The sequence below is a fragment of the Streptomyces arenae genome (genome assembly GCF_022343545.1).
Taxonomy (GTDB): Bacteria; Actinomycetota; Actinomycetes; order Streptomycetales; family Streptomycetaceae; genus Streptomyces; species Streptomyces humi.
Map to the genome: position 1 here is coordinate 100,563 of NZ_JAKQYH010000040.1, position 25,602 is coordinate 126,164.

Consider the following 25,602-nt stretch of genomic DNA (forward strand, 5'->3'; position numbering starts at 1 on the left):
GGAGTTCGCGCGCACATGCCTGACTACGGACACGACCTTCTCTTCGGTGCCGTCCTGGTGCCGAGTGCGGGGCATGCCGGCGACGCGGTGACGCTGGCCCGGGTCGCCGACCGGGCGGGACTGGATCTGGTGAGCGTGCCGGACCACCCCTACCGGCCGGAACTGCTCGACGCGTGGATGGCGCTCGCGGTGATCGCCGCGTCCACCACCCGCGTACGGGTCTTCCCGAACGTCGCGAACCTTCCGCTGCGCCCGCCCGCCGTGCTGGCCCGCACCGCGGCCGGCCTGGACCTGCTCAGCGGGGGCCGCGTCGAGCTGGGACTGGGGGCCGGCGCGTACTGGGACGCCATCGCCGCCGACGGCGGACCGCGCCGCGGGCCCGGCGAGGCGGTACGGGCGACCCGCGAGGCCATCGACGTCATCCGGGCGCTGTGGAGTGAAGGCCGCCGGGTCAGCCTGCCCGGCGAGCACTACGGGCTCGACGGCGCCACGGCCGGCCCCGCGCCCGCGCACCCCATCGGAATCTGGGTCGGCGCCATCGGCCCCCGCATGCTGAAGCTGACGGGCGCGGTGGCGGACGGCTGGCTGCCGAGCGTCCCGCACGTACCGCCGGGCCGCCTCGCCGCAGGGCACCGAGTCGTCGACGAGGCGGCGGCCGCCGCCGGCCGTGACCCCTTCGAGGTCCGCCGACTGTACAACCTGTCACCGGGGCGGGACGGCTTCCCGCAAGGCCCGCTTGACGCCTGGCCGGGACAACTCGCCGCGCTCACCCTGGAACACGGCATCAGCGCCTTCCTGCTGCCCACTCACCAGCCGGCCCTGCTCCAGGCGTTCGCGGCGGACGTGGCCCCGGCGACGCGGGAGTTGGTGGCGGCGGAACGCAAGCGCGCGGCGAACTCGCCGAGCTCGGCGGACGGCTGGGGCGCGGCACTGGGCGAGGTCGGCACCGCCGGACGGCGTACGGACGGCTGGGGCGCGGCCGACGGCCAGGACGGCGTGATCGACGCGCCGGCTGCCGCCCCCTCCGGGGAACCGCTGACGGTACGGCCCACCCCGCCCCCGAAGGTGTGGCGGTCCGCCGAGCGGTTGTGGGACGAGTCGACGCGCCCTGTCGGGCCGCCCGCCGACCCGGAACGGCGCTATCCGCGTCGCGAGCAGGAGCCGGCCCGGAATCTTGTCGCCGCGCACGACCAGCTCCGCGCCGATCTCGACCAGCTCCGCACGATGGTGCTCGAGGTGCTGGCCGACGCCCTCGCCCCCGGGGACGCCCGGACGGAGATCCAGCGGCTGAGCCTGCGCCAGAACTCCTGGGCGCTCGGCACGTACTGCGCGTCGTACTGCCGGATCACCACCCTGCACCACACTCGGGAGGACGAGGACCTCTTCCCCTACCTGCGCCGCTCCGACCACCGGCTCGGTGAGGTGCTGGACCGGCTCACCGAGGAACACCACGTCATCCACGGGCTGATCGAGCGCATCGACCGCGAACTGGTCGCCTTCGTCCGGGAGGAGGGCGGCGCGAAGGAACGGGAGGCGCTGAGGGCGGCGACGGACCTGCTCGCCGACGCCCTCCTGTCGCATCTCGCTTACGAGGAGCGGGAGTTGATCGAGCCGATGGCGAGGTTCGGGACGGGCTGGTGAGCACCGGGGCCCCGCCCGCTCGCCCCTACCCTGGCTCCAGGCCCGTCGCCACCGGCCGGGAGAGGTCCGTCGACCAGGCCGACCAGGAGCCCGGGTAGAGGGCAGCACCGGTGATGCCGGCGTGTTCGAGGGCGAGGAGGTCGTGGCAGGCGGTGACTCCGCTGCCGCAGTAGACGACGACGTCCGTGCCGTCTTCGACGCCCAGTGCTCGGTAATGTGCCCGGAGTTGATCAGCAGTCAGGAAAGTGCCGTCCGGCGCGAGGTTCGCGCTCCACGGGGCGCTGCGGGCGCCGGGGATGTGGCCGGACCGGACGTCCGTCGGCAGGACGTTCGCGCCGGAGTACCGGTCGGCGGCACGGGCGTCGAGGAGGACCGCGTCGTCCGCCGCGACCTGATCGGCACTCCGCAGCACCTCCTGGGGCCACTTCACCGGTGTCAACCGCGCTTCGGGGAGTACGACGGCGCCGGTCTCCCTCTCGCCGGGCCAGCCGGTCAGCCCGCCGTCGAGCAGGGCGGCGGGCCGTCCGGTGCGGCGCAGCAGCCACACCAGCCGGGCGGCGTACGGACCGCCGTCGGCGTCGTACGCCACCACGGTCGTACCGTCCCCTATGCCGAGGGCACCCAACGCCTCCGCGAATGCGGGCGGTTCGGGCAGGGGGTGGCGTCCGCCGGTCTCGTCGGGCGGGGCGGACAGCACCGTGTCGACGTCGACCCAGACCGCGCCGGGCAGGTGGCCGGCGAGGTAGGCGTCGTAGCCGCTGCGGCCGTCCAGGAACCAGCGGACGTCGGCGAGGACGAGGGTGTCGCGGTGGGCACGCACCCACCCGGCGTCGACCACGGGCGGCAGCTCAGGCACCGGTCACCGCCTTGGTCCCGAGACCGGTGACCTGGGGAAGGACCTCGGCGGCGGTCAGTTCGGTGGCCGCCTGGACCTCCGCGTAAGGGATGCCGCCGACGTCGATGGCGAGGAGGTGCAGGTCGTGACCCCACAGCTCGTGCAGGCGGCCCAGTTTGTCGACGACCTCGGCGGGGCTGCCGCAGATCGCGGGCCCGTTGTCGCCGATGTACGCGTCGAAGTCCGGCGGAACGGTGAAGTGCGTGGTACCGGGCTTCTTCACGGTCAGGTAGTTGTTGATGTAGGACGCCCACACGGTGCGCGCCCGCTGGGAGGACTCGGCGACGAAGACGTGGCTGGCGGCGCCGAGCCTGCCGGGCGGCTCGGTGCGTCCGCTCCCCTGCCACAGGGTGCGGTACTCGTCGAAGACCGGTACGAACCTGTCGGGTTCCCGCGCGGTGGTGCCCACGACCAGCGGCAGCCCGTGCTCCACCGCGAGCCGCACGGACTCCGACCCGCCCCCGCCGCTGATCCACAGCGGCGGCTTCGGCTGCAACGGCCTGGGCTGCACGGTGACCTCGGCCAGTGGCGGCCTGAACTCGCCCTGCCAGGTGACCCGTTCCTCGGTCCACAACCGGATCAGCAGCTCGGTGTTCTCCCGTTTCCGGGCCGCCTTGGACTCGGGGGACTGGCCGAACACCGCGTACGGCTCGGGGAAGAAGGAGCCGCCGGCGATGAGTTCGAGCCGGCCGTCGGACAGCAGGTCGACGAGCGCGTAGTCCTCTGCGACGAGTACGGGGTCGCGGTTGGCGACGAGCGTGGTCCCCGTCGCCAGCCTGATCGTCGATGTGTGCTCCGCGATCGCGGCCAGCACCAGTGCGGGCGAGGAGATGACGTCCCGCTCCCCGAAGTGGTGCTCCCCGACGGTGTACCAGACGAACCCGGCGTCCTCCGCCTCGGCCGCCGCGCGTACCACGTCCCGCAGCCGCTGGCGCTGGGTGAGGGTCCTGCCGGTGATCGGATCGGGCAAAAGACTGCCGAACGTGATGAGCCCTAGCTGCATGGAATGTCCTCCGTCGCGCTGCGGCCCGGCACGGCGGACAGCAGCTCCCGGGTGTAGGGGTGTTGCGGGGCCCTCAGCAGTTCCTCCGTGGGCCCGCTCTCCACGATCCGGCCGCCGCGCATGACCGCGATCCGGTCACTGACCTGCGCGACGACGGCCAGATCGTGCGAGATGAACAGATAACTCAGCCCACGCCGCTCCTGGAGCCCGACGAGCAGTTCCAGGATCCGGGCCTGAACGGTGACGTCGAGCGCGGACACCGGCTCGTCGCACACCAGCACTTCCGGCCCGAGCGCCAGGGCCCGTGCGATGGCGACCCGTTGCCGCTGGCCGCCGGACAGCTCGGCTGCCTTGCGCCGCTCCACATCGGCCGGCAGCGCCACGTCGTCGAGCAGCCGGCGCACTTCCCCGGCCCACTCCGCCCGGCCTCCGATGCCGTGATTCCGCAACGGCTCGGTCAGCAGCTCCGCGACGGTGAAGCGGGGGTTCAGCGAGGCATACGGGTTCTGATAGACAAGCTGGACGCGGCGGTGGAGAGCCCGCCGCGCGGCTCCCCGCACGGTGGTGACGTCGACCCCGTCCAGCAGCACCGTCCCGCTGTCGATCCGCTCCAGCCCGAGAATCATCCGCGCGGTCGTCGTCTTCCCCGATCCGGACTCCCCCACCACCCCGAGGGTCTCCCCCCTCCCCAACTCGAACCCGACGCCGTCGACGGCGAGGCGGGTACGCCGCCTTGACAGCACCGGCCCCCTGACGGGATAGGACCGGGTGAGTCCGGTGACGCTCAGCAGGGGGGTGTCCGCATCCGCCGACGGGCTGCCGGGCGCGGTCACCGGGGCGGCGCCCGCCGGGCCGGAACGGCCACGCGGGGGCCGGACCGTGAGGGTCGGTGCGTCCGCCAGCAGTTGCCGGGTGTAGGGGTGCCGGGGGTCCGCGAGAACCCGTTTGGCAGCCCCCGCCTCCACCACCTGCCCGTGCGACATCACCACCACGTGCTGCGCCCGGTCGGCGACCACCGCGAGGTCATGGGTGACCAGAAGCATGGCGGTGCCGGTGGTGGTGACGACTTCCTGGAGGTGGTCGAGGAGTTGGCGCTGGACCGTGACGTCGAGGGCCGAGGTGGGTTCGTCGGCGATGAGAAGACGGGGGCGGGCTGCGGTGGCGATGGCGATGAGCACGCGTTGGCGCATGCCACCGGAGAGTTCGTGGGGGTACTGACGGGCGCGTTGTGCGGGCTCGGGCAGTCCGGCCTCGGCGAGGAGGTCGACGGCTCGGGCCGGGCCGTCCCTGCGGGTGGCCAGGCCGTGTACCCGGAGCACCTCGGAGACCTGCGCGCCGACCGGTTTGACCGGGTCGAGGCTGACGCCGGGGTCCTGCGGGATCAGCCCGATGCGCCGTCCCCGCACCTCCCGCCACGCCCGCTCCCCGAGGCCGGTCAGCTCCTCGCCCTGGAGCCGGACGGAACCGCCCAGCACCACACCTCCGGCCGGCAACAACCCGATCAGCGCATGCGCGGTACTGCTCTTCCCCGACCCGGACTCCCCCACCACAGCGGTGATCTCCCCTGCCGCCGCCGTCAGATCGAGCCCGTCCACCGCGAGGTGCGTACCCCGCGCGGTGCGGTACCCGATCCGCAGCCCTCGCACGGCCAGCAGCGGATCCCCGGCCGACTGCGCGGGGGCCACCGCGGCACGAGCACCGGAACTCCCGGCCCCGCTGTCCTCGTACCCGGCAAGTCCCCGAACCCCCGCCGGCTCGTGATCACGGGCCGGCTCCACCGGATTCACCGATGTCCCCCCTTCGCTTCGAGTACCCGTGACAGCCGGTTCGCCGCGAGAACGACGATCGTGACCGTGAGACTGGGCAGAGTGGTCAGCCACCAGGCCGTCGCGAGGTAGTTACGGCCGTCGGCGACGAGGGAGCCCCATTCCGGGGCAGGTGGGGGTTCGCCATAGCCGAGGAAGCCCAGGCTGGAGATCGCGAGGACGACGAGGCCGAAGTCGAGGGCGGCCAGCGCCAGGACGGGGCCGACGGCGGCGGGGAGGATGTAGCGGGGGAGGACGCGCCACCATCGCGCGCCGCAGAGGATCGCGGCCTCGACGTACGGTGCGGCCCGTACGCGCAGTACTTCCGCCCGCATGACCCGGGTGAACGCGGCGACGCTGGTCGCGCCGATGGCGACGGCGATCTGGGCGGTTCCCACGCCGAGCGCGGTGACGAGGGTGAGGGAGAGCAGCAGTGGCGGGACGGACATCGTGACCTCGACGGCCCGCATGATGACCGCGTCCGTCCAGCGGCCGAAGAACCCGGCGACGAGCCCGAGGACCACTCCGCCGCCCAGGGCGATGAGGATGGCCAGGACGGTGGCGCGGAGCGACAGGGCCGCACCGTGGACCACTCGGGCGTAGATGTCGCGGCCCAGCTGGTCGGTCCCGAAGAGGTGCTGGACGCTCGGCGGTCGGAAGCGGTCCGCCGGTGCGCCCGTGAGGGGGCTGCGGGAGGTGAACCAGTCCGGTACCAGGGCCCAGCCGAGGACCAGCACGAGGACGCAGACGGAGAGCGTGACGCCGGGCGAGCGGAGTGCGGCCGAGAACACGCGGTGAAGCCGAGCGGGCTCCCGGACCGGCTCTACGGGTGATCGGGTCAGCGTCGTCATGCGGTCACCAGCCGTCCCGTGGCGCGGATACGGGGGTCGAGCACCGGATACAGCAGGTCGATCAGCAGGTTGACCACCGCGAAGGCCAGAGCGGCGACCACCACCACCCCTTGGACGACCGGCAGGTCCTGCGCGGAGACGGCCGACTGGGTGATGCGGCCCATCCCGGGCCGTGCGAAGACCGTCTCGACGACGACCGCGCCTCCGATCAGCGAGCCGACGAGCATGCCGGCGACGGTCGCGGCCGGGATGGCCGCGTTGCGCAGCCCGTGCCCGAACAGCAGCCGCGCACGGCCCGCCCCCGTGGCCCGGACGGTGTCCGCGTACGGCTCCTGGAGCGTCGTGTGGAGGGACTTGCCGAGGACCTGGGCGACGAGTGCGGCTCCCGGGACCGCCAGGGTGGAGGCCGGCAGGATCACGCTGTCGAAGCCGCTGTCGCCGAGGGAGGGGAAGAGGTGCCAGCGGAAGGAGAGAAACTGGATCAGGACGAGCCCCACCCAGAAGGAGGGCAGGGACACCGCGAACGACGGAACTGAGCGCAGGAGTTGGCGTAGGAGAGGGCTCGCGGTGAGGTTCGCGGCGACCCCGAGCAGCGTGCCCAGGGTCAGCGCGAGCAGCAGTGCGAGGGTGCCGATCTGAAGGGTCGGTGGGATCGCGTCGGCGATCATGCGGGAGACCGGCTGCCCGGTCTGGAGGGACGCGCCGAGGTCACCGTGGAGCGCGCCGGCGAGCGCGGAGCCGTACTGGACGATCAGCGGCCGGTCGAAGCCGAGTTGCGCGCGCGCCTGGGCGACCTGCTGTGGTGTCAGTTCGGCGAAGCCGCCGCGTCCGCTGAGCATCAGCGCGACCGGGTCGCCGGGCAGCAGGCGCAGGGCGATGAACGTGAGGGTGAACGCGGCCCAGACGACGAACACCGCGCGCAGTGTCCGGGTGGCCGCGTAACGGGCCGTGTGCACAGTCGGTCTCCCTCAGCCCAGCCAGGTGTCGTACAGGTCGAACCGGTTGGAGGCGTCGAGCGTGAAGCCCTTGACCTTGTCGGAGACGCCATGGACCTGGGCGCCCTCGTACAGCGGGACGGTGTCGGCGTGGTCGAGGATCCAGCGGACCGCTTTGGACACGGCGGTCTGGCGGGTCTTCGCGTCGGTCGCCGCGGCCTCCTGTTCGAGGTAGGTGTCGAGTTCACTCGGCGGCAGGTGCCACAGGTTGGCGCTCTTGGTGTAGAAGATGGTGCGCAGGACGTCGGGGTCGGCGCGGGTGACACCGACGGCGGTGAGGTCGAAGTTGCCCTTCTGCTGCTGCTCGACGTAGACGGCGGGGGTGACGGCCTTCAGTTTCAGGTCGACGCCGATCTTCCGGAGCTGCTGCTGCACGGCCTCGTTCGCGGGCGGCATCGGCGCGGGGATCAGCCAGGTGAGGGTGAGCGGCTTGCCGTCCTTCTCGCGGATGCCGTCCTTGCCCTCCTTCCAGCCCGCGCTGTCCAGCAGGGCTTTGGCGCCCTGCGGGTCGAAGCGGAGTTTGTCGGAGAAGTTCTCGTAGTACGGCGTCGTCGAGGACAGCACGCTGGTGGCGGGCTTGTACGAGCCGCTGAACACCGAGTCGACGAGCCCCTGCCGGTCTATGCCCTTGAGGAGCGCCTCGCGGACCTTCTGGTCGGCGAGGATCCCCCGGTGGTTGAGGGAGAGCGGCGGTACGAGCCCGGGCCCCGGCGCCGACAGGACGCGGAAGCCGTGGCCCTTGAACTGGGCCTCGTCCGTGGGCTGGAGGGCCTTGGCGATGTCGACCTGACCGGAGGACAGGGCGCCGGTGCGGGCGCCGGCTTCCGGGATGAACGTGAACTTGACCTCGTCCAGGTGGGCGACGCCCTTGTGCGTGGCGAGGGACGACGGCCAGGCGTAGTCCGCCCGCTTCTTCAGTACGGCTTCCTGGTTGGTGGTGTAGTGGTCCAGGACGTACGGGCCCGAGCCGATGAACTTGCCACGGCAGCGGTCGGCGGCCGAGGCGGTGAACGACGCGGGCGACAGGATCCCCAGGCCGACGGTCGAAGTCGCCTGGAGGAACTGGGCGTTGGCCGTGGCGAACTTGACGGTGAGGGTGTGCGCGTCGGTGACGGTGGTGCCCTTGTAGCCGATCAGATAGCTGGGGGCACCGTTCGCGGGCAGCTTCACCAGGTTGTCGAACGTGGCCTTCACCGCCGCCGCGTCGACGGGCTTGCCGTCGCTGAAGGTGGCGCCGTCGCGCAGCACGAAGGTGAACGCGCTGCCGTCCGCACTGGTCGTGAACGACTTCGCCAGCCACGGCACGATCTTGCCGGACTTGGGATCCTGAGCGGTGAGCGAGTCGACCACGGACCGGGTGACGTCGACCGCGCTGATCTGCCCCGTCTGCTGCGGATCCAGGCACCCCGGATCCGCCTCGGCCCCGACCAGCAGCGTGCCCCCGGCGCGCGGCGCCCCGTCGCTCGTGGTGCCCGAGTCCCCGCCCCCGCCGGAACACGCGGCGACAGGCAGGACGACCGCGAGCAGCGCGCCCGCGAGACGAAGCCGACGGCGCGAGGGGGTGGTTCTGGTGGGCATCTCAGGACCTCTCTCAAAAGGAACACGGATCTCGAAGGAACACGGATCTCGAAGGGAGACGGTGTCGAAGGGACACGGTCTCGAAGGGAAACGGTGTCGAAGGGACACGGTCTCGAAGGGACACGGCTCCAAGGAACGCGGGGAAGCGGCAGGAGAAAGTGGCGTGGGCGTGTGCTCGTTCGTCAGCCCTTGGCCACCGCCTCCCTTACGGCCGGCACGATCTCCTCCGCCCAGCGCCCGAGACCGACCTGACCCGAGGGATCACCGGACGCGAAGTACACGAACCCTGATGCGCCGTGTTCGAGGACGGCCTCGGTCAGCTCGGTGATCCACTGGCCGACGGAACCGCCCAGCCACCGTCCGGACGCGTCGCGGGGGGCGTTGACGGGGGCGTCGGTGATGCGGGCCGGCAGGTTGAACACGGTCGCGATGTCCGCGGGGTCACGGCCGACGGAGCGCGCGGCTTCCTCGACCAGCGGTCGTGAGCCGCGGTACCGCTCGCTGTGCCAGTCCGCCGCGTTGCCGGGGATCCAGCCGTCCGCCGAACGCCCGGTGACCGCGAGGGACTTGGGGCCCACGGACCCCGTCCAGACCAGCGGCGCGGGGACCGGCGCCGGGTCGAGCGCGACGACCTGGGTGAACTCGCCGTCCAGGGTGACCGGGGCCGGCCCGTCGGACAGCGCCCGCACCAGGCCGATGGCCTCCTCCAGGGCGCGTACGGCGGCGGCCGGGTCGAGCCGGGTGACGCCGAAGCGGACGATGTCGTCCCAGTAGCCGCCCGCGCCGATGCCGAGGACCACCCGGCCCCCGGAGAGCGCGGACAGCGTCGACAGGGTGCGCGCCAGCAGCGGCACCGGGCGGGTGGGCAGGTTGGTGACGGTCGTGACGCCGGTGATGGTCCGGGTCCGGCCGAGGAGCAGGCCGAGCGTGCTGTACGCCTCCAGCCGGTCGCCGTAGTACGGGTGGTCGGACAGGGCGAAGAAGTCGAGTCCCGCCCGGTCGGCGTACTCGACCCGGCGTACGACGTCCTGCGCGCTGTCGACGGCGACCCCCGGACCGATCCCGAACCACAGTTTGCGTGCGAGCCGTTCTGTCATCAGCTTCTTTCCTCGGTCACGGATTCAGTGGGCGTCACGGAAGGCACACACCCGGTGTCAGACCCGCACGGCCTCGACCACGCTGCAGTGCCCGCCCGGCACGACCCGCGTCAGCTCGAGTCCCGAGTCCGCCAGCAGTGCCTGGAACTCACCGGCCGTACGCTGCTGGCCCCCGGCGACGACGAGCATGTCGAGGTCCATCAGGGACACCGTCGGCGAGGGCCGGGGCCGGTCCGGCAACACGGCCTCGACCAGCAGTACGTGTCCCCCGTCGGCCAGCGCGGCACGTGCGTTGGTCAGGATGCGCCGGGACTGCTCGTCGTCCCAGTCGTGGATGATGTTGGAGAGGATCACGGCGTCACCGCCGCCCGGCACGGACTCGAAGAAGTCCCCGGCGACCAGCTCCGCCCGGTCGGCCACCCCGGCGTCCCGCAGCGGCTGCCCGGCCGACGCGATGACTTCCGGCCGGTCGTAGAGCACCCCGCGGGTCCCGGGCGCGGACGCGAGGACGGCGGCCAGCAACGCGCCCCGCCCGCCGCCCGCGTCGACGATCGTCGAGAACCGCCCGAAGTCGTAGGCAGCGACGACCGGCGCGATGATCTGCCGGGACGCCTCGGTCATGGCCCGGTCGAAGACGCCGAGCACGTCGGGGTGGTCGTGCAGGTAGTCCCAGACGGACTTGCCGAGCACCTCGGGGAAGGCGGTGTGCCCGGTGCGGACGGCGTCGGCGAGGCCGGCCCAGGCGTGCCGTTCTGCGGGCAGCCCGGTCCAGATCGCGAAGTTGCGCAGGCTGACGGGGCTGTCGGCGCGCAACGCGTCGCCCAGGGGGGTCAGTTCGAAGACCTGGCCGTCGTGCTCGGTGAACAGGCCGATGTCGGCGCCGGCCCGCAGCAGCCGGTAGAGGCTGGGCGCGTGCGTGTCGGTCGCGGCGGCGAGTCCGGCGAGTGCCCGGGGGCCGTCGGCGAGCGCGTCGGCGACGCCGAGTTCGGCGGTCGCGCTGACCGCCTGGGCGAGCCATCCTGCGGTGATGAGCTGCAACACCTGTGCGGGCAAGGGCAGTTCGGTGGTGCCTGGGGGCATGGCGGAGCTTCCTCCTCGGCGGCGGGGTCGGTCGGTGGGTCCGACCGGGACACACCGACAGGCCCACCTGAAGTGTGTCGGGGGCCGATCGGGCGGTACAAGCCGCGCTGACGTCAGGTCTTTGCGCGGTACGTCAGATCTCTGCAAAGTCGCGAGGTCAGTGCCCCGGAGCGCCCTGCGGGCCCTGTCCTTCGTGCCACACCAGGTCGAAGACGAACCGGTCGATGCGCCAGCCGTCGGCGGTCCGCACCGCACCGGCCTCGTAGTGTCCGCCGATGGTGAAGTGGACGCCGGGCTCGGCGGCCTTGCGGACGTGTACGGCGGTCAGGTGCGCGCGGATCGTGGCACGGTCGCCGTCGACGTCGATGGAGTAGTTGGACGCGGTGTGGTGGGTGCGCTCGAAGGTGGTACGGGCCATCTCCTGGAACTCGGTGAGGCCCGCGATCCCCTTGTACTCACCCATCGGGAAGGTGAGGTGGACGTCGTCGGTGAACACCGCCCCGAACCAGTCGTCGCGGTGCCGGTCGCGGTCGAGGTGGGTGACGTAGCGGTCGGCCAGGGCGGTGAGGTCGGCTCGGTCTCGCAGGTCGGCGAGGGTCTTCTCACTCATGCCGGTACTGCCTCTCGGTCGGTGGCGGGTCCGAACCAGCGGTGCAGGGCGTCGGTGAGCCCCTCGCCGCCGGGCGCGGCCGACGCCCACGCGGCGTGCCCGTCAGGGCGGATCAACAGGGCGTTCACGCCGACCAGTTCGTCGTTCGGGTCGTCGTACGGGTCGTCGGCCGGCTTGGCGGTCGTGACGGTCACCCGGTCGTGCCAGGGGGCGGCGGCCGCACGGATCTCCGGGTCGTCGGCGAGGTCGAGGAGGACGCCGCGCGCGGGGTGCAGGAGCTGGGCGGTACTGGTCTCCCCGGCGGGCCCGACCAGGGCCCGGGGTGCGACGCGCCCGCCGGTCAGCGGGTGGCCGCCGCCGAGGTCGTACCGGACGTCGATACCGCTCACCGCGCCCGCGAGATGGCGTTTGACGTCGTCGTACGCGATGAGCTCGGCGAACAGGGCGCGCAGCGGGTCGGACTCCCGGCCGCCGAGGAAGACCGTGCCCTGGGCGCGGGTGTTCAGCAGCAGGCGGGCGCCGACCGGGTGGCGTTCGGCGTGGTAGGTGTCGAGGAGGCCGGGGTGGGCGCGGCCGGTGACCTCGGCGGCGAGTTTCCAGCCCAGGTTGACGGCGTCCAGGATGCCGGTGCTCATGCCCTGGCCGCCAGCCGGGAGGTGGATGTGGGCGGCGTCCCCGGCGAGCAGGACGCGGCCCGCCCGGTAGGTGGCCGCCTGCCGGGTGGCGTCGGTGAAGGAGCTGACCCACTCGGTGTCGGCGTCCGCGATGTCCTCGCCGGTGAGCCGCCGCCAGGCGTCCGCGACCTCGGCGAACGTGACGGGCTGCGCGTCCTCGCGGGGCGGGGCGCCGTCCGGGCAGACGATGATGCGGTCGACCTCGTCGGTCAGGGGCGCCGCCATCACCATGCCGTGTTCCAGACGCTCCCCGAGCGGGCGGGGCCGCAGCTTGCGGCCCACCACGTCAGCGAGGTACATGACACGGGCGGCGGGTGTGCCGGGGAAGGCGATCCCGGCGGCCTCACGCACGGGACTGTGCCCGCCGTCGGCGCCCACGAGATAGGCGGCGCGCAGCCGCCCGGGCCCTTCGGGGGTACGTACGGTGATGTCCACGGCCGAGTCACCGGCCTCCAGCCCGGTGAACTCCCACCCCCGGTGGACGACCGCGCCGAGTTCGACCGCCCATTCCTCCAGCACCGCCTCGGTGCGCGACTGCGGTATGCCCCGGGCCCCGAAATGGGCGCCGGGCAGCACGGTGTAGTCGAACCGCACACCGCCGAAGTGGCCGACGGGGCTGGTCTCCGGCGTGCCGAAGCGCGGCAGCAGCCCGCGCTGGTCGAACGCCTCCATGGCGCGGGCGGTGAAACCGAGCCCGCGGGACTGTCCGGTCGGCGCGGGGAGCCGTTCCACGACCGTCACGCGCGCGCCGCCCAGGCGCAGTTCTCCGGCGAGCGTCAGCCCGGTCGGCCCCGCGCCGACGATGATGACGTCGGTGTCGGTGTCGGCCATGCCGGTCAGCCCTTCGCCGGCAGCGCCGACCGGGAGTGCGTCACCCGGTAGGTGTTGGCCTGCCGCCCGGTGACGAGGGACCGCGCCCGTTCCCGGCCCTGGCGGATGTCGGCCGGCCGCCGCTCCTCGGGAAGGGTGTGGAACGCGTCGTACGTCTCCTTGCTGTCCCACTGGGCGTAGTTGACGACGTACGTGCCGTCCACGCCCCGGAAGTAGGTGTGCGAGCGGTAGCCGGGCACGGTCGTGATCCACTCGTCCGGTTTGGCGAGGGCTTCCAGGAGGTCCTTCTGGTCCTCGGGACGCGTGTCGAAGACGATCACGACGGTGTAGTCGTCGCGTTCCGGGGAGATCTCGATGCCCTGGTCCAGCGCGGGGTGGTGCTGGGTGAAGGCCAGTTCGGTCTTCAGCAGGCGTACGGTCCGGGCGAGCTTGTGGAACAGGGGCACGGTCTTCTGCTGGAACTTCTGGCCCGCGTACCGGGCCTGGAGGTCGGCGGCGCTGCGCCACTGGATGTAGTTGACGGTGCCCGGCTCGTCCACGCCCGAGTGCAGCGTCGAGGAGATCCAGCCGGGGTAGTCGGCGTGGTCGATGATGTCGCGCATCGCGTCGAGTACGTCGTCCTGGAGGGGCCGGGTGTCCGTCTCGAAGAGGTTGAAGACGGTCAGGTAGCCGTCGTCGGGCGAGATCCGGGGCATGGCGGGTTTCCTTACGTCGTCGGAGGGGTGAACCAGCGGGTGAGCACCTCTTGGGGCGGCGGGTCGGACGGGTCCGACCAGACGGTGTGCCCGTCGGGCCGTACGAGGGTCCAGTGCTCGGCCGGGGCGTAGGGGATGCCGTCCAGGATGTCGGCGGGGCCGAGGAGCAACCCGCGTCCGGCGCGCTGGAGTCCGGTGCTGTGCGGCAGGCGGGCGCCGACGCCGTCGTAGTGGACGTCGAGGCCGCCGATCATCGCGGCGAGGTGCACACGCACCGGTTCGTGGCCGATGAGTTCGGTGAGCAGGGCGCGGACGGGTTCCACCTCGGGGCCGCCGAACAGCAGCAGCGCCTGCGCCTCGATGGCGGAGAGGGTACGCGCACCGACCGGGTGGCGTTCGGCGTGGTAGGTGTCGAGGAGGCCGGGGTGGGCGCGGCCGGTGACCTCGGCGGCGAGTTTCCAGCCCAGGTTGAAGGCGTCGTGCAGTCCCAGGTTGAGGGCCTGGCCGCCGATGGGGGGCTGGCGGTGCGCCGCGTCGCCCGCGAACAGGACACGGCCGTGCCGGTAGTGGGTGAGCTGGCGGGTCGTGTCGTCGAACGCGTTCACCCACAGCGGGGTGCCGCCGCTGACGTCCTCGCCGGTGACCCTTTTCCAGGCGCGCGCGATCTCGTCGTACGCGGGCGGCCCGGTGCGGGCGGGCACCGGCGCGCCGTGCTCGTGGACCATCACCCGCGTCACCCCGTCGGCTCGGCGGGCGGCGACGGCCAGCCCGTCCGGCAGCCGTTCGAAGCGCCGGTCGGGGACCTCGATTCCGGCGACGTCGGCCCGCAGCAGCTCGCGCCGCGCGTCGTGGCCGGGGAAGTCCGCGCCGAGGAGGCGGCGCACGGTGCTGTCCTCGCCGTCGCAGGCGACCAGCCAGGCGGCGCGTACGACGTGATCGCCGGTCCTGGCCTCGACGTACGCGCCCGTGTCGGTGACCGTCCGCACCTCCTGCCCGCGCCGCACGTCGGCGCCGAGCCCGGCGGCCCAGCGCCCGAGCAGGCGTTCGGTGTCGAACTGGGGCACCTTCCACAGCCCCGGCCGGCTGCCGGGCAGTGTCAGGTCGACCGGGATCCCGGCGAAGTGCCCGCGCGGGTCGCTCGCCGGGCTGTCGGCGCCGTCCCACAGCCCTCGGCTGTCGAAGATCTCCATCGTGCGGGCGTGCAGCGTCGAGGCCCGCGACTCGGTGGTGGGCTCCTCAAGCCGCTCGAGTACGACGACGTCGGCGCCGCCGAGGCGCAGTTCCCCGGCGAGCAGCAGTCCGACGGGGCCCGCGCCGACGACCACGACCTGCGTGTCGAGCACGTCAGCCCCGCTCCCCCGCGAGTGTCTCGGCGTGCGCCTTGGCGTGGCCGAGGGTGGCGAGGCTGTTGGTGGACAGGGCGGTGTGGACGTACGTCCGGGCGTCGGCCACGGTCGCCTCCGGGCCGAGGACGGCGGTGATGGTGTCGGTGTTGAGGCTGACGGTGTGCTGGGAGGAGGCGACGGTGCCTTCTGCGGTCTCCTCGAAGGTCCACACGCCGGTGTGCAGGGTCAGCAGCGCGGGCAGGGTGACCTGCTTGTAGGCGATGCGGTGGTGGGGGAAGGTCACGCGGTACGACTTGGTGGTGTGCGTGGAGCCGTCCTTGGCGCGGGTGTCCATCTCCAGGGTCTGGAGTCCCGGGGTGTCCTCGGTGAGGCGTACGGACGCGACGTGCGGGAGCCGCTCGGCCCACCGGTCGGCCTCGTTGACGAAGTCGAAGAGGTCCTTGGCGGCGCCGGCGACGGTGACGCTGTCGGTGAAGGAGAACGTCAGGTCCTCGGCGGCGTGGGCGGCTTCGACGTTGGTGCGCAGCGCGGCGAGTTCGGAGCGGCTGTTGCGGTCGACGGCGTCGTCGATCCAGGCGAGCCCTTCCGGGTCGTCGTCGACGGCGCGGTAGTCGTGTGTGAGCCGGACCCGGGCCTGGTCGTCGCCGAGGGGTTCGATGATCCAGGCGCCGCCCATCGCGGCGACCGGCGGGGTGCTGATCTCCTGCCGGAAGGTGATGCGCAGGACGTCCGGGTCCAGGGTGCGGCGGGAGGTCCAGTGCTTGGCCTGGCCGCGTGCCGTGGCCCAGATCCGGATGCGTTCCTCGGCGCCGGTGTGCTCGACCCGGTCGACGTGGATGGTGGGCGGGAAGATCCGGGGCCAGTTCACCACGTCGGCCAGGAGGTGGTAGACGGCCGCCGCGGGGGCGTCGACGGTGATTTCGTGCTCGACCTCACGGGTTGTCATGGTCGCGGTTCCTTCGTCATGGTCGTGGGTCCTGGTCAGAAGTTGCCGAGGCCGCCGCAGACGTTGAGGGCCTGTGCGGTGATGGAGGCGGCGGTGTCGGAGGCGAGGTAGCCGACCAGGCCCGCGACCTCTTCCGGGGTGGAGTACCGGCCGAGCGGGATCTTCGCCTGGAACTTCTCCAGGATCGCGTCCTCGCTGGTGTCGTAGGCGGCGGCGTACCCCTGCCGGACCCGCTGCGCCATCGGCGTCTCGACATACCCGGGGCAGACCGCGTTGACGGTGATGCCGGTGGGCGCGAGTTCGTTGCCGAGGGCCTTGGTGAAACCGACGACGCCGTGCTTGGACGCGGAGTAGGGGGCGCCCAGTACGACGCCCTGCTTACCGGCCGTGGAGGCGATGTTGATGATGCGGCCCCGGTCCTTGTGACGCAGCCCGCCGGTGGTGAGGACCTCTCGGGTGACCCGGAAGACGCTGGTCAGGTTCGTCTCTATGACGTCCTCCCACAGCTCGTCGGCGATGTCGGCGGTGACACCGCCGCCGGACCGGCCCGCGTTGTTGACGAGCACGTCGATCGTCCCGAACCGTTCCAGCGCGGCCCGCACGAAGTCCCGTACGGCATCGGGTTCGCGCACGTCGACGGTGGTGCCGGCCACGTCGAGGCCCTCCGCGACGAGTTCCTTGACGGTGGCCTCGACGTTCTCCGCGTCGCGGGCACCGATGAACACGCGGTGCCCCTGGACGGCGAGCAGCCGGGCGACGGCCAGGCCGATGCCGCTGGTGGCGCCGGTGACGAGCGCGACACGGCCTGTGGTGGTCGTGGTCATGGTGGCCTCTCAGACGGTGCGGGTGACGGTCAGCAGGTCGTTGACGAAGCCGATGAGGGCACGGGGGGTGAGCGCGTCGGTCAGCAGGTCGTCGTCGAGGGCGATGCCGTATGCGCGCTCGATCCGGCTGCCGGTCTCGAGGAGGGCCAGCGACTCGTAGCCGAGCGCGGTGAACTCGGTGTCCAGGACGTCACCGTCGAGGTCGACGCCCTCTTCGGCGCCGGCGGCTTCCACGAGGATGCGCTTGAGATCGGCGAGGGTGAACGGATCGGCAGACACGGGGGGGGTCCTTCCGATGGGGCGGCTGGGTGAGGGCTTGGGCGGTGCGACGGTTCTTCGGGACGGGACGGTCAGTGCGGTGCGGGCGCTCGCAGGACGACGGCGGAGTTGAAGCCGCCGTGTCCCCGGGCCAGGACCAGTGCGGTGCGCAGGCCGAGGCGGCGCGGCCGGTCGACGACGAGGTCTATGTCGTACTCGGGGGAGAGCTTGACGTTGACGGTGGCGGGGACGATTCCGTCGCGCAGGGCGAGCAGGGCGGTGGCCAGGTCGAGGGGGGCGGCGCCCGAGTAGAGGCGGCCGGTCATCGTCTTGGGGCCGCTGACCGGGACGCCGTGCGCGCCGAAGACCTGGACGAGCGCGTCGGCTTCGGCGCGGTCGAGGTCGGGGTCGCCGGCCGCGTCGGCGAACACCACGTCCACGTCGGCGGGTTGGGCGCCCGCGTCAGCGAGGGCGAGTTCGACGGCCTTGCGCAGGCCGGGCGGGCGCCCGCTGCCGGGCCTGGGGTCGAAGGTGGCGCCGTACCCGGCGATCTCCCCGTAGGAGCGCGCACCGCGTGCCCGGGCGGCCTCGGCGGCCTCCAGGATCAGGATGGCGCCGCCTTCGCCGGGCACGTAGCCGCAGGCGTCGCGGTCGAAGGGGAGGTAGGCGCGGGCCGGGTCCTCGCTGGTGCTGAGCCGGCCGCCGGCGAGCTGTGCGACCCAGCCCCAGGGGCACAGGGAGGCGTCGACGCCGCCGGACACGACAAGACGGGTGCCCTTGCGGATCTGCCGACGGGCCTGGGCGACCGCGTCGAGGCCGCCGGCCTGGTCGCTGACGACGACGCCGCTGGGGCCCTTCATGCCGTTGCGGATGGAGATCTGGCCGCTGTTGACGGCGTAGAACCAGGCGAAGGACTGGTACGCGGACACGTACTGGCTGCCCTGGCTCCACAGCTTACGCAGCTCGTTCTGGCCGAACTCGAAGCCGCCGGACGCACTCGCGGTGACCACGCCCATGTCGAAGGAGGCCAACGTGTCAGGGCGTACGCCCGCGTCGGCCAGCGCCCAGTCGGCGGCGGCGAGGGCGAGCCGGGTCATCCGGTCGGTCTGCGGGATGAGCCGGCCCGGCAGATGCTCCTCGGCGCTGAACCCGGTGATCTCACCAGCGAGTTTCGCCGGGTAGCCGGAGGGGTCGAAGCGGGTGAGGCGGCCGATGCCGCTGCGGCCCTCGAGCGTGGCCGTCCAGTGCTCGCGCGTCCCGAGCCCGGTCGGCGAGGCCACGCCGAGTCCGGTCACCACGACGGTCGCGGCACTCACGGCTGCGGCCTTCCCGGCTCGGCCAGCACCATCGCGCTCTGGAACCCGCCGAACCCGCTGCCGACCGTGAGTACCACGTCGGTGAGCTGGTCGCGAGCCTCCAGCGGCACGTAGTCGAGGTCGCACTCGGGGTCGGGGGTGTGGAGGTTGGCGGTCGGCGGAACGACGTCGTACTCCATGGCCAGGACCGAGGCGGCGATCTCGATGGAGCCGATCGCGCCCAGGGAGTGGCCCACCATCGACTTGATCGAGCTGACGGGGGTGCGGTAGGCGTGCTCACCGAGGCTGCGTTTGAAGGCGGCCGTCTCGTGGCGGTCGTTCTGTTTCGTGCCCGAGCCGTGCGCGTTGATGTAGTCGACGGCCTCGCCGGGCAGCCGGGCCTCGTCGAGGGCGACCCGGATGGCCTCGGCCATCTCCGCGCCGTCGGGGCGCAGTCCGGTCATGTGGTAGGCGTTCGAGCGGGTCGCGTACCCGGCGATCTCCGCGTAGATGTGGGCGCCTCGTCTGCGGGCGCTGTCGAGTTCCTCCAGCACGAACACGGCCGCGCCCTCGCCGAGCACGAACCCGTTGCGGGTGCCGTCGAAGGGGCGGGAGGCGTGGGCCGGGTCGTCGTGGCGGGGGGTGGTGGCCTTGATCGCGTCGAAGCAGGCCATGGTGATCGGAGAGATCGGCGCGTCCGACGAGCCGGCGATCATGATGTCGACCGCTCCCTCGCGGATCAGCTCGGCGGCGTACCCGACGGAGTCGATGCCCGAGGTGCATCCGGTGGACACGACGGTGGCGGGGCCCTCGGCGCCGACCGCCCAGGCGACCTCGGCTGCGAAGGAGCTGGGCACCAGGTGGTTGTAGAGGTGCGGTGCCGCGTACGCGTGGTCGACGAGGGCGAGCCGGCCGCCGTCGCTGACGACGCGGTACTCCTCGTCCAGGCCCATCGTGGCGCCGACCGCGCTGCCGATGGTGACGCCGGTGCGGTGGGGGTCGAGGCCGGCGAACTCGATCCCGCTGTCCGCGACCGCGCCGCGCGCCGCGACCACCGCGAACTGGGCGGCCCGGTCCATGCGGCGCACTTCCTGCGGGGTGAGGCCGTGCTCGTACGGATCGAAGTCGATCTCGGCGGCGACGCGGGAGCGGAACGGCGCGGGGTCGAAGAAGGTGATTCCCCGAGTCGCCGTACGTCCCTCGCTCAGCAGGCTCCAGAAGTTCTTGGCGCCCACGCCACCCGGCGCGAGAACCTCGAGCCCCGTGATGACGACGCGACGCGCGCTCACGCGGACGTCTCCCACGAATAGAACCGCGTCGCCATCGCGTCCGCCGGTGAGCGCCAGGTCGCCGGGTCGTACGCCTCGATGTACGGCTTCAGGTCGTTGCTGATCCCGACGAAACGGGGGTCGGTCTTCGCCGCCTCGATCAGCTCTCCCCCGTTGTCCTCGTCGAAGTCCTGGAGGTGGAAGTACAGCCCCCGGTAGTGGAAGAGCTGGCGTCGCCTGGTCCCCATCCTGTGCGGCATGTCGGTCGCGTCGAAATCGGCGAACAGGCCGGCCACGTGTGCGCTCGCGCCCGGTTCCAGCCTGGCGACGATCAAGGTGCTGTGCATGCGTACGCACTCCCTGCTTCTGTAGTGTCCATGACATGACAGCGCTGCATGTCGCGTCCGGCTCCCCACGCATGCCCACGCTGACCCGCGGCTTCAAGCCTCCGGGGTACGCGGGTCGCGTTCAAGGCAGGCCGGTTCAGGGCTTTGTCAGGCTTTTCCGGGGGACTGCACGGAAAGGTCAGACGGGTGCGGGGCATGCACAGAGGGGGGTACGCGCGGGACAGGGAACCGCGGGACACGTCAGACGATCGTCACAAGGGGGCGCCCGACGTGCCTGAGCGTCTCCCACTCGGTGCCGGGCCGATCGAGCCGGAACTTGGGAGTGGCGACGGCCTGGTCGCGACCCGCTCGACCTGCGCGCCCGGGGATCGGGGGCCATCCCGGGTGCCTCAGGGCGCCGGGCCCCGTTCGAGGTCTTGGGTCTGGGTCAGGGACTGACACGGCCGTGGCGCCCACCGGCGCGACAGCGGCCGCCGGCGTCCTGGCTCGCGCCCTGCCACGCCGGTAGGTCACCAGCCTTCGTACGGGTGCTGGTCAGGGCACGGGAGGACCGGTGTGTTCGCGTCCCACCGGCCCTCCCAGCTCCTCGTGCGTGTCAGCCGGGCCAGGTTCCCGTCACAGGCGGACGGCGGTGGCGTCGGCGCGGTCGACGGCGGCTGTCGTGTCCGCGGCGTCCTCGTCGTGGCCGAGCCCCTTCCACGTCTGCTTGCACAGCGCTCCGGCGGCGATGCCGCCGGCGGCGCCGAGCGTGAGACCGACCGGCCTGTGGGCGATCTTCGATGCCTCGCCCGGCTCAGCTCTTCCGGCGTCGGCGGGCCAGCCACGCCACGACGGCCACACCCGCTGCCGCCAGCAGCACCTTGCGGTTGTCCCGCGCCAGTTGCGCCCCCTGTGCGGTCTTCTCCCGCACCGGCTCGGGCGCCTTCTCCTCCCACAGCTGACCGGCCTGGGCGGCCTTGTCCTTGACCTGGTCGGGCAGTCGGTCCTGCGCCTGGTGGGCCAGGTCGGCGGCCTTCGCCTTCAGTTCTCCGGCCTTGACCGTGGCCTGTTCCTTGAGCTCGCCGGCCTTCGCTGCGGCCTGCTCCTTGACCTCAGCGGTCTTCGCTGCGGCCTGCTCCTTGACCTCGGCCGCCTTCGCTGCGGCCTGCTCCTTGACCTCAGCGGTCTTCGCTGCGGCCTGCTCCTTGACCTCAGCGGTCTTCGCTGCGGCCTGCTCCCTGACCTCGGCGGCCTTCTCCTGGGCGCGCCCCTTGACGTCGGTCTTCGCTGCGAGCGCCTCGACCGTCTCTCCGAGTTCGGCCCGGGTCTGCTCGACCTGCTCGCGCAGTTCCTCGGGGCTGGAGACGGTGGGTTCGTCGTGAGGTGGCTGGGTCATCGGTGTGCGCTCTCCTTGATCTCGGCCACGTCGGCCTTCACGTTCTCGACGGTCTGCTCGGGCGTGGGCGGCGCGGCCTGGTCGACCTGCTTCTTTCCACTCATGGCCAGCACCGCGGCGATCACACCCAGCACAGCTGTGACGATCAGCCCGGCCGCCCACACGGGCAGCGCCACCGCCAGTGCGGCGATCGCGGTGGCGACCGACGCCTGCGCCATCAGGAAGCCGACCACGCCGGCGCCGCCGAACAGGCCGCCGCCCTTACCGTAGCGCTTGCCCTTCTCCTTCATCTCCGCCCGCGCCAGGCCCAGTTCGCCGCGCACCAGCTCGGTCAGCTGTTGCGAGGCCCGCTGCACCAGCTCGCCCATCGGCTCCTGGCCCAAGCGGTCCGCGCTCTGTCCGGATCCGACGTGGTGCGGCTGCGTGCTCGACACGACAGTCACCTCCCGTTCCTCTCAGCAGGCCGGACTTCGGCGTGCGCCCGGCCATCCGATGAGGCGGCGAGTACCCCGGGCAGACGGGTTCAGGGCAAGGGGCGTGGTCTGATCACGGCCTCGGACGGACGCGATGCAGCGGGGTCCGAGCTGCTCGTACGCACGTTTGGTCGTAGGTGGCGGCGGCTACTCGACCCCCGGAAACCTGCGTCGCAACGCAGCCAGGGTCGATGAAACCGCGCAGAGGCGGACGAACAAGGGGTTGATCGCTGTGACCGTCGCGAGACAGCCGGGCGGCGGAGGCGGTTCCAGCGGCCTCTACGACGTCCTGGAACTCATCCTCGACCGCGGGCTGGTGATCGACGCGTACGTGCGGGTCTCCCTTCTCGGTGTCGAGATACTCCAGATCGACGTACGTATCGTCGTCGCCAGCGTCGACACTTACCTCCGCTTCGCCGAGGCCTGCAACCGCCTCGACCTGGAAGCCGGGCCGGGCAAGCCGGCCGGGCTCACGGAACTCACGCGGTCCGGCGCCAACGGCAAGGCCGAGGGAGCCCTGCCCGGCGGCGAGGAGACGATCTCCGGCGCCTTCCAGCAGACACGTCACGAGAGCCGGGAGCACCAGGGCGACCGGGCCTCGCGCGGCAGAGGGGAATGAGACGGGTGGAGGCTGTCCCTCTTCGCCGCGCCCGACCTCGGGAGATCACTCATCGGCAGGAGGGTCCCGGCCCACAAGATCATCAGGTGATGGTCACCTCTCGTCCAGGCGGCGCTGGTCCTCCTCGTCCCACTTCCGGGTGTCGCGGGGCTGGGTGTACGGCTCGGCCTCAGCCGGATGGCCGCCCGCGATGGCCCGTTGCCGTACGGTCTCCGCGTCGAACTCCAGCCCCAGCAGGACGGCCAGGTTCGTGATCCACAGCCACAGGAGGAAGACGATGACGCCGGCCATGGTGCCGTAGGTCTTGTTGTAGGAGGCGAAGCTCGCCACGTAGAACGCGAAGGCGGCGGAGGCGATCATCCAGATCACCAGGGCGAGGATGCTGCCGGGGGTGATCCACCTGAAGCCCTTGACCTTCGCGTTCGGGCTCGCCCAGTACAGGATCGCGATCATGGCGGTGACCAGGACGACCAGGACGGGCCACTTGGCGATCGACCACACCGTGACCGCTGTGTCCCCGATGCCCAGAGCGGTGCCGGCCTGGCGTGCCAGGCTGCCGGTGAACACGACGATCAGCGCACTGATCACGGCCAGCACCATCATCAGGACGGTCACGCCGATTCGCACCGGAAGGATCTTCCACACCGGGCGGCCCTCCGGCATGTCGTAGACGGCGTTCGCGGACCGGATGAACGCGGCCACATAACCGGAGGCCGACCACACCGCCAGCACGATGCCGACAAGCGCCATGATCGAGCCGACGCCGGCGTTGCTCTGCAGCTGCTCCACGGCCTGGGTGATGATGTCCCGGGCCGAACCGGGGGCGAACTTCCTGATGTTGGCCAGCACCGTGTCGGTCGCCGACTTCCCGGTGATACCCAGCAGCGACACCAGCACCAGCAGCGCCGGGAACAGCGACAGCACCCCGTAGTACGTGAGGGCTGCGGCGCGGTCGGCCAGTTCGTCGTCCTGGAACTCACGCAGCGCGCCCTTGAGCACGGCGCTCCAGGCCCGCTTGGGCAGCTTCGTCGGTGCGTCCGGCGCCCGCCGCTCCACCTCGGACCCGGGCCCGGCCTCCTCGGGCGTAGGCCTCGCGCGTTCCCGCGCCTCGTCACTCCCCCGCTCCGCTTTCCGCCCCGGAAGATGCAGCTTCGACATACGACCCGGGTAGCCACCTTGGGCCCTGTCTACGCCAGCTGAGCGAGCGCTGTCTGCGCAGACGAGCAGATCCGAAGTTCCGGCTCGCCAAAGGGGTGAAAGTTGTTCTGTGGGCATGTCAACTGCCCACTCAGCGGGTGGGCATGCCTCCGTGCGGACTGCTGACCACCAGCGACACAGAGCCTTCGGCAAGGTAGAAGTGCCCGGGGAAGTAGTCGATGTGGAGGTGCCCTCCGTCCTCGGTGGAAGCCATGCCCCGCAGATTGTTTGCGAGCGCCTCCCTGCCGGCGGGGTCACCGCTGATCACCAGGACCTGCCGCTCGGGGTCGAGGTCAATGAGGACCCCAGGGCCGGAAGACTTCCTCACCTCGACCCCCGCCAGGACCTCGCCGCCGGACAAGGCCGAGGAGCCGAAAACCCCCTCGCCGTCGGCGACGGCGCCCGCCAAGCGGCTCAGCTCTTCCGCCGACGCCGTGAGATCCACTTCGCCGAACACAGGGTCGCGGACGAGTCTCACGGTCGTCACTCCTTCAGGGTCGGACCCTCATGATGCCAGCCGGCTGCCAGGGGCGATCGGGCACTTCGGATCTACCCGGCCCGCTCATGCCACAGCGGAGGCCGGGCATACGGGAAGGTGTGCCCAGCCATGTACAGGGCGCGGGCACACAGGGGTGCACCGTCGCCATGCCGGCTGAAGGAGATCGACCAGTGGACCTGACCGAGCTGCTCGCGAACGTCATGCGGCGCCGGAGCCTGAGTGCCGAGGCGCTCGCCTATGCGACCGGTATCCGTGTCCCTCGCATCAAAGCGTTCGTCGAAGACGGGGCCGTCGGACCGATCCGCCCCACGGCCGAGGAACTCACCGACCTGGCCCAGGCGCTGTCGCTGCCGGTTTCCGACGTCCTGGCGGCGAGCCAGAACCGTCGGACCGTAGCCCACGCGGGCCAGCCAGTGTGATGCCCCCGTCTCGCCCGGAGGCCGCCCGGATACCGTTCCAGGTCCGTCATCGGATACCCGCTGCGCCATCGGACCTCCGAGCTCACCGATGCTGCTGAGGCCGACGGGCGACGACCTGCTCGTCAACGGCGGCGCACCCACCTGTGGGCGCCCAGCGCACGTTCCCGCCCTGCCGGCCCGGATGGCCTCCTCGGCGCTCGCGAGGACGTGGGTCCGCGATCAGAGTGCGCCGAACTGCCGAGAAGGCATGTCCGACACCGACACGGGTACCCGTATGCGTGCATCGTCCTTTATCTCCCGTTAGAGGAGACAAGTGGTCGGGCAGGAGGCCGTCCGATGTCCACAGGAACTCTTTTGGCGATCATCATTGCCGCAGTGGTGATCGTGGCGCTGATCGTGTCGGCCATGGCTCTTCTGATGCGGCGGCGCAAGCTGCGTGAACGCTTCGGCCCCGAGTACGAGCGGACGGTCGAGGGATCCGACAGCCGGTTCGCCGCTGAGCGTGAGCTCAGCGAGCGGGCGAAGCGCCATGACGAGCTCGACATCAAGCCGCTGCCCGACAGCGCCCGGGACCGCTTCGCCCGGGACTGGGACGGCGTGCAGCATGAGTTCGTGGACCGGCCGGAGGACGCGGTGCACGACGCGGACCGGCTGGTCACCTCGCTGATGCAGGCGCGCGGCTACCCCACTGAGGGCTTCGAGCAGCAGATGAAGGACCTGTCCGTGGAGCACGGCCGCACCCTGGAGCACTACCGGGCCGCTCACGAGATCGACACGCTCAGCGCAGGCCACAGCGCCACCACCGAGCAGCTGCGGAGCGCCATGGTCCACTACCGCGCCCTGTTCGACGAACTGCTTTCCGACGGCGGACAAGCCCGCCATGCTCCGGCCTGACACCCGGTCGCCCGCGCAGCTGCATGGAGGCGCCATGCAGCGCGACAACCGGGTCCTCTCCCCGGAGCCGTCAGGACAACAATCGGC

Annotated in this window: 27 protein-coding genes; 4 read left to right on the top strand and 23 right to left on the bottom strand. The window is 71.7% G+C overall.

Features of this window, described 5'->3' with window-relative positions; genetic code table 11:
- The first annotated feature begins 15 nt into the window (after positions 1–15).
- Positions 16–1,641, top strand: a complete 1,626-nt coding sequence (locus MB828_RS16620; protein ID WP_301648864.1) for an LLM class flavin-dependent oxidoreductase — start codon at positions 16–18, stop codon at positions 1,639–1,641.
- Between the two features lie 25 nt (positions 1,642–1,666).
- Here the strand turns inward: MB828_RS16620 and MB828_RS16625 are convergent, their stop codons facing one another.
- From MB828_RS16625 to MB828_RS16725, 21 genes are all read right to left on the bottom strand, one after another.
- Positions 1,667–2,497, bottom strand: a complete 831-nt coding sequence (locus MB828_RS16625; protein ID WP_301648865.1) for a sulfurtransferase — start codon at positions 2,495–2,497, stop codon at positions 1,667–1,669.
- The gene (locus MB828_RS16630; RefSeq protein WP_301648866.1) at positions 2,490–3,539 is read right to left on the bottom strand and encodes an LLM class flavin-dependent oxidoreductase; all 1,050 of its coding nucleotides are present in this window, start codon (positions 3,537–3,539) and stop codon (positions 2,490–2,492) included. The genes MB828_RS16625 and MB828_RS16630 overlap by 8 nt, the downstream gene beginning before the upstream one ends.
- Positions 3,530–5,224, bottom strand: a complete 1,695-nt coding sequence (locus tag MB828_RS16635; RefSeq protein WP_301648953.1) for a dipeptide ABC transporter ATP-binding protein — start codon at positions 5,222–5,224, stop codon at positions 3,530–3,532. Before MB828_RS16635 ends, MB828_RS16630 begins: the two co-directional genes overlap by 10 nt.
- Positions 5,225–5,322: 98 nt before the next feature.
- Complete coding sequence (locus tag MB828_RS16640) at positions 5,323–6,135, bottom strand: ABC transporter permease (RefSeq protein WP_207920976.1); 813 nt, start codon at positions 6,133–6,135, stop codon at positions 5,323–5,325.
- Positions 6,136–6,191: 56 nt separating this feature from the next.
- Positions 6,192–7,151 carry an ABC transporter permease gene (locus MB828_RS16645; RefSeq protein WP_301648867.1) on the bottom strand — a complete coding sequence of 320 codons (960 nt, stop codon included), beginning with the start codon at positions 7,149–7,151 and terminating at the stop codon, positions 6,192–6,194.
- Between the two features lie 12 nt (positions 7,152–7,163).
- A complete protein-coding gene (locus tag MB828_RS16650) occupies positions 7,164–8,768 on the bottom strand; it encodes an ABC transporter substrate-binding protein (protein WP_301648868.1) in 1,605 nt (534 codons plus the stop codon).
- A 182-nt stretch (positions 8,769–8,950) separates the two neighbouring features.
- Entirely contained in the window at positions 8,951–9,865 is a 915-nt protein-coding gene (locus MB828_RS16655; RefSeq protein ID WP_301648869.1) for an LLM class flavin-dependent oxidoreductase, read from the bottom strand.
- A 57-nt stretch (positions 9,866–9,922) separates the two neighbouring features.
- A complete protein-coding gene (locus tag MB828_RS16660) occupies positions 9,923–10,945 on the bottom strand; it encodes a methyltransferase (RefSeq protein WP_301648870.1) in 1,023 nt (340 codons plus the stop codon).
- 157 nt (positions 10,946–11,102) lie between these two features.
- Positions 11,103–11,555 carry a nuclear transport factor 2 family protein gene (locus MB828_RS16665; protein ID WP_133028689.1) on the bottom strand — a complete coding sequence of 151 codons (453 nt, stop codon included), beginning with the start codon at positions 11,553–11,555 and terminating at the stop codon, positions 11,103–11,105.
- Complete coding sequence (locus MB828_RS16670; protein ID WP_301648871.1) at positions 11,552–13,060, bottom strand: FAD-dependent monooxygenase; 1,509 nt, start codon at positions 13,058–13,060, stop codon at positions 11,552–11,554. Before MB828_RS16670 ends, MB828_RS16665 begins: the two co-directional genes overlap by 4 nt.
- Positions 13,061–13,065: 5 nt before the next feature.
- Positions 13,066–13,755: an antibiotic biosynthesis monooxygenase family protein gene (locus MB828_RS16675; RefSeq protein ID WP_301648872.1), complete on the bottom strand. Its 690-nt coding sequence runs from the start codon at positions 13,753–13,755 to the stop codon at positions 13,066–13,068.
- A gap of 11 nt (positions 13,756–13,766) precedes the next feature.
- Positions 13,767–15,098: an FAD-dependent monooxygenase gene (locus MB828_RS16680; protein WP_301648873.1), complete on the bottom strand. Its 1,332-nt coding sequence runs from the start codon at positions 15,096–15,098 to the stop codon at positions 13,767–13,769.
- Position 15,099: 1 nt separating this feature from the next.
- Complete coding sequence (locus tag MB828_RS16685) at positions 15,100–16,047, bottom strand: aromatase/cyclase (RefSeq protein ID WP_301648874.1); 948 nt, start codon at positions 16,045–16,047, stop codon at positions 15,100–15,102.
- Positions 16,048–16,082: 35 nt separating this feature from the next.
- Positions 16,083–16,871, bottom strand: coding sequence for a 3-oxoacyl-ACP reductase FabG (fabG, locus tag MB828_RS16690; RefSeq protein ID WP_301648875.1), 789 nt, complete (start codon positions 16,869–16,871; stop codon positions 16,083–16,085).
- A 9-nt stretch (positions 16,872–16,880) separates the two neighbouring features.
- Positions 16,881–17,150: an acyl carrier protein gene (locus MB828_RS16695; protein ID WP_133028683.1), complete on the bottom strand. Its 270-nt coding sequence runs from the start codon at positions 17,148–17,150 to the stop codon at positions 16,881–16,883.
- 71 nt (positions 17,151–17,221) lie between these two features.
- Positions 17,222–18,445 carry a ketosynthase chain-length factor gene (locus MB828_RS16700; protein ID WP_301648876.1) on the bottom strand — a complete coding sequence of 408 codons (1,224 nt, stop codon included), beginning with the start codon at positions 18,443–18,445 and terminating at the stop codon, positions 17,222–17,224.
- Positions 18,442–19,713 (bottom strand): beta-ketoacyl-[acyl-carrier-protein] synthase family protein, encoded by a 1,272-nt coding sequence (locus tag MB828_RS16705; RefSeq protein WP_133028681.1) that lies wholly within the window; start codon positions 19,711–19,713, stop codon positions 18,442–18,444. Before MB828_RS16705 ends, MB828_RS16700 begins: the two co-directional genes overlap by 4 nt.
- Positions 19,710–20,039, bottom strand: coding sequence for a TcmI family type II polyketide cyclase (locus MB828_RS16710; protein ID WP_133028680.1), 330 nt, complete (start codon positions 20,037–20,039; stop codon positions 19,710–19,712). The genes MB828_RS16705 and MB828_RS16710 overlap by 4 nt, the downstream gene beginning before the upstream one ends.
- Positions 20,040–20,654: 615 nt before the next feature.
- Positions 20,655–20,879 (bottom strand): hypothetical protein, encoded by a 225-nt coding sequence (locus tag MB828_RS16715; RefSeq protein ID WP_301648962.1) that lies wholly within the window; start codon positions 20,877–20,879, stop codon positions 20,655–20,657.
- A complete protein-coding gene (locus tag MB828_RS16720) occupies positions 20,833–21,414 on the bottom strand; it encodes a DUF3618 domain-containing protein (RefSeq protein ID WP_301648877.1) in 582 nt (193 codons plus the stop codon). Before MB828_RS16720 ends, MB828_RS16715 begins: the two co-directional genes overlap by 47 nt.
- Positions 21,411–21,782 (bottom strand): phage holin family protein, encoded by a 372-nt coding sequence (locus MB828_RS16725; RefSeq protein ID WP_301648954.1) that lies wholly within the window; start codon positions 21,780–21,782, stop codon positions 21,411–21,413. The genes MB828_RS16720 and MB828_RS16725 overlap by 4 nt, the downstream gene beginning before the upstream one ends.
- Positions 21,783–22,113: 331 nt before the next feature.
- Between MB828_RS16725 and gvpJ the strand changes: the two genes are divergently transcribed.
- Complete coding sequence (gene gvpJ, locus MB828_RS16730) at positions 22,114–22,506, top strand: gas vesicle protein GvpJ (RefSeq protein WP_301648955.1); 393 nt, start codon at positions 22,114–22,116, stop codon at positions 22,504–22,506.
- A gap of 93 nt (positions 22,507–22,599) precedes the next feature.
- On the opposite strand, the gene MB828_RS16735 is transcribed toward gvpJ, so the two are convergent.
- Both MB828_RS16735 and MB828_RS16740 read right to left on the bottom strand, forming a co-directional pair.
- Entirely contained in the window at positions 22,600–23,664 is a 1,065-nt protein-coding gene (locus tag MB828_RS16735; RefSeq protein ID WP_301648878.1) for a YihY/virulence factor BrkB family protein, read from the bottom strand.
- Positions 23,665–23,794: 130 nt separating this feature from the next.
- On the bottom strand, positions 23,795–24,181 hold the full coding sequence (locus MB828_RS16740; protein ID WP_301648879.1) for an Imm32 family immunity protein: 387 nt from the start codon (positions 24,179–24,181) through the stop codon (positions 23,795–23,797).
- A gap of 191 nt (positions 24,182–24,372) precedes the next feature.
- Between MB828_RS16740 and MB828_RS16745 the strand changes: the two genes are divergently transcribed.
- Positions 24,373–24,621, top strand: a complete 249-nt coding sequence (locus MB828_RS16745) for a helix-turn-helix domain-containing protein (protein ID WP_301648880.1) — start codon at positions 24,373–24,375, stop codon at positions 24,619–24,621.
- A gap of 336 nt (positions 24,622–24,957) precedes the next feature.
- On the top strand, positions 24,958–25,515 hold the full coding sequence (locus MB828_RS16750; RefSeq protein WP_133028674.1) for a hypothetical protein: 558 nt from the start codon (positions 24,958–24,960) through the stop codon (positions 25,513–25,515).
- Positions 25,516–25,602: the final 87 nt, after the last annotated feature.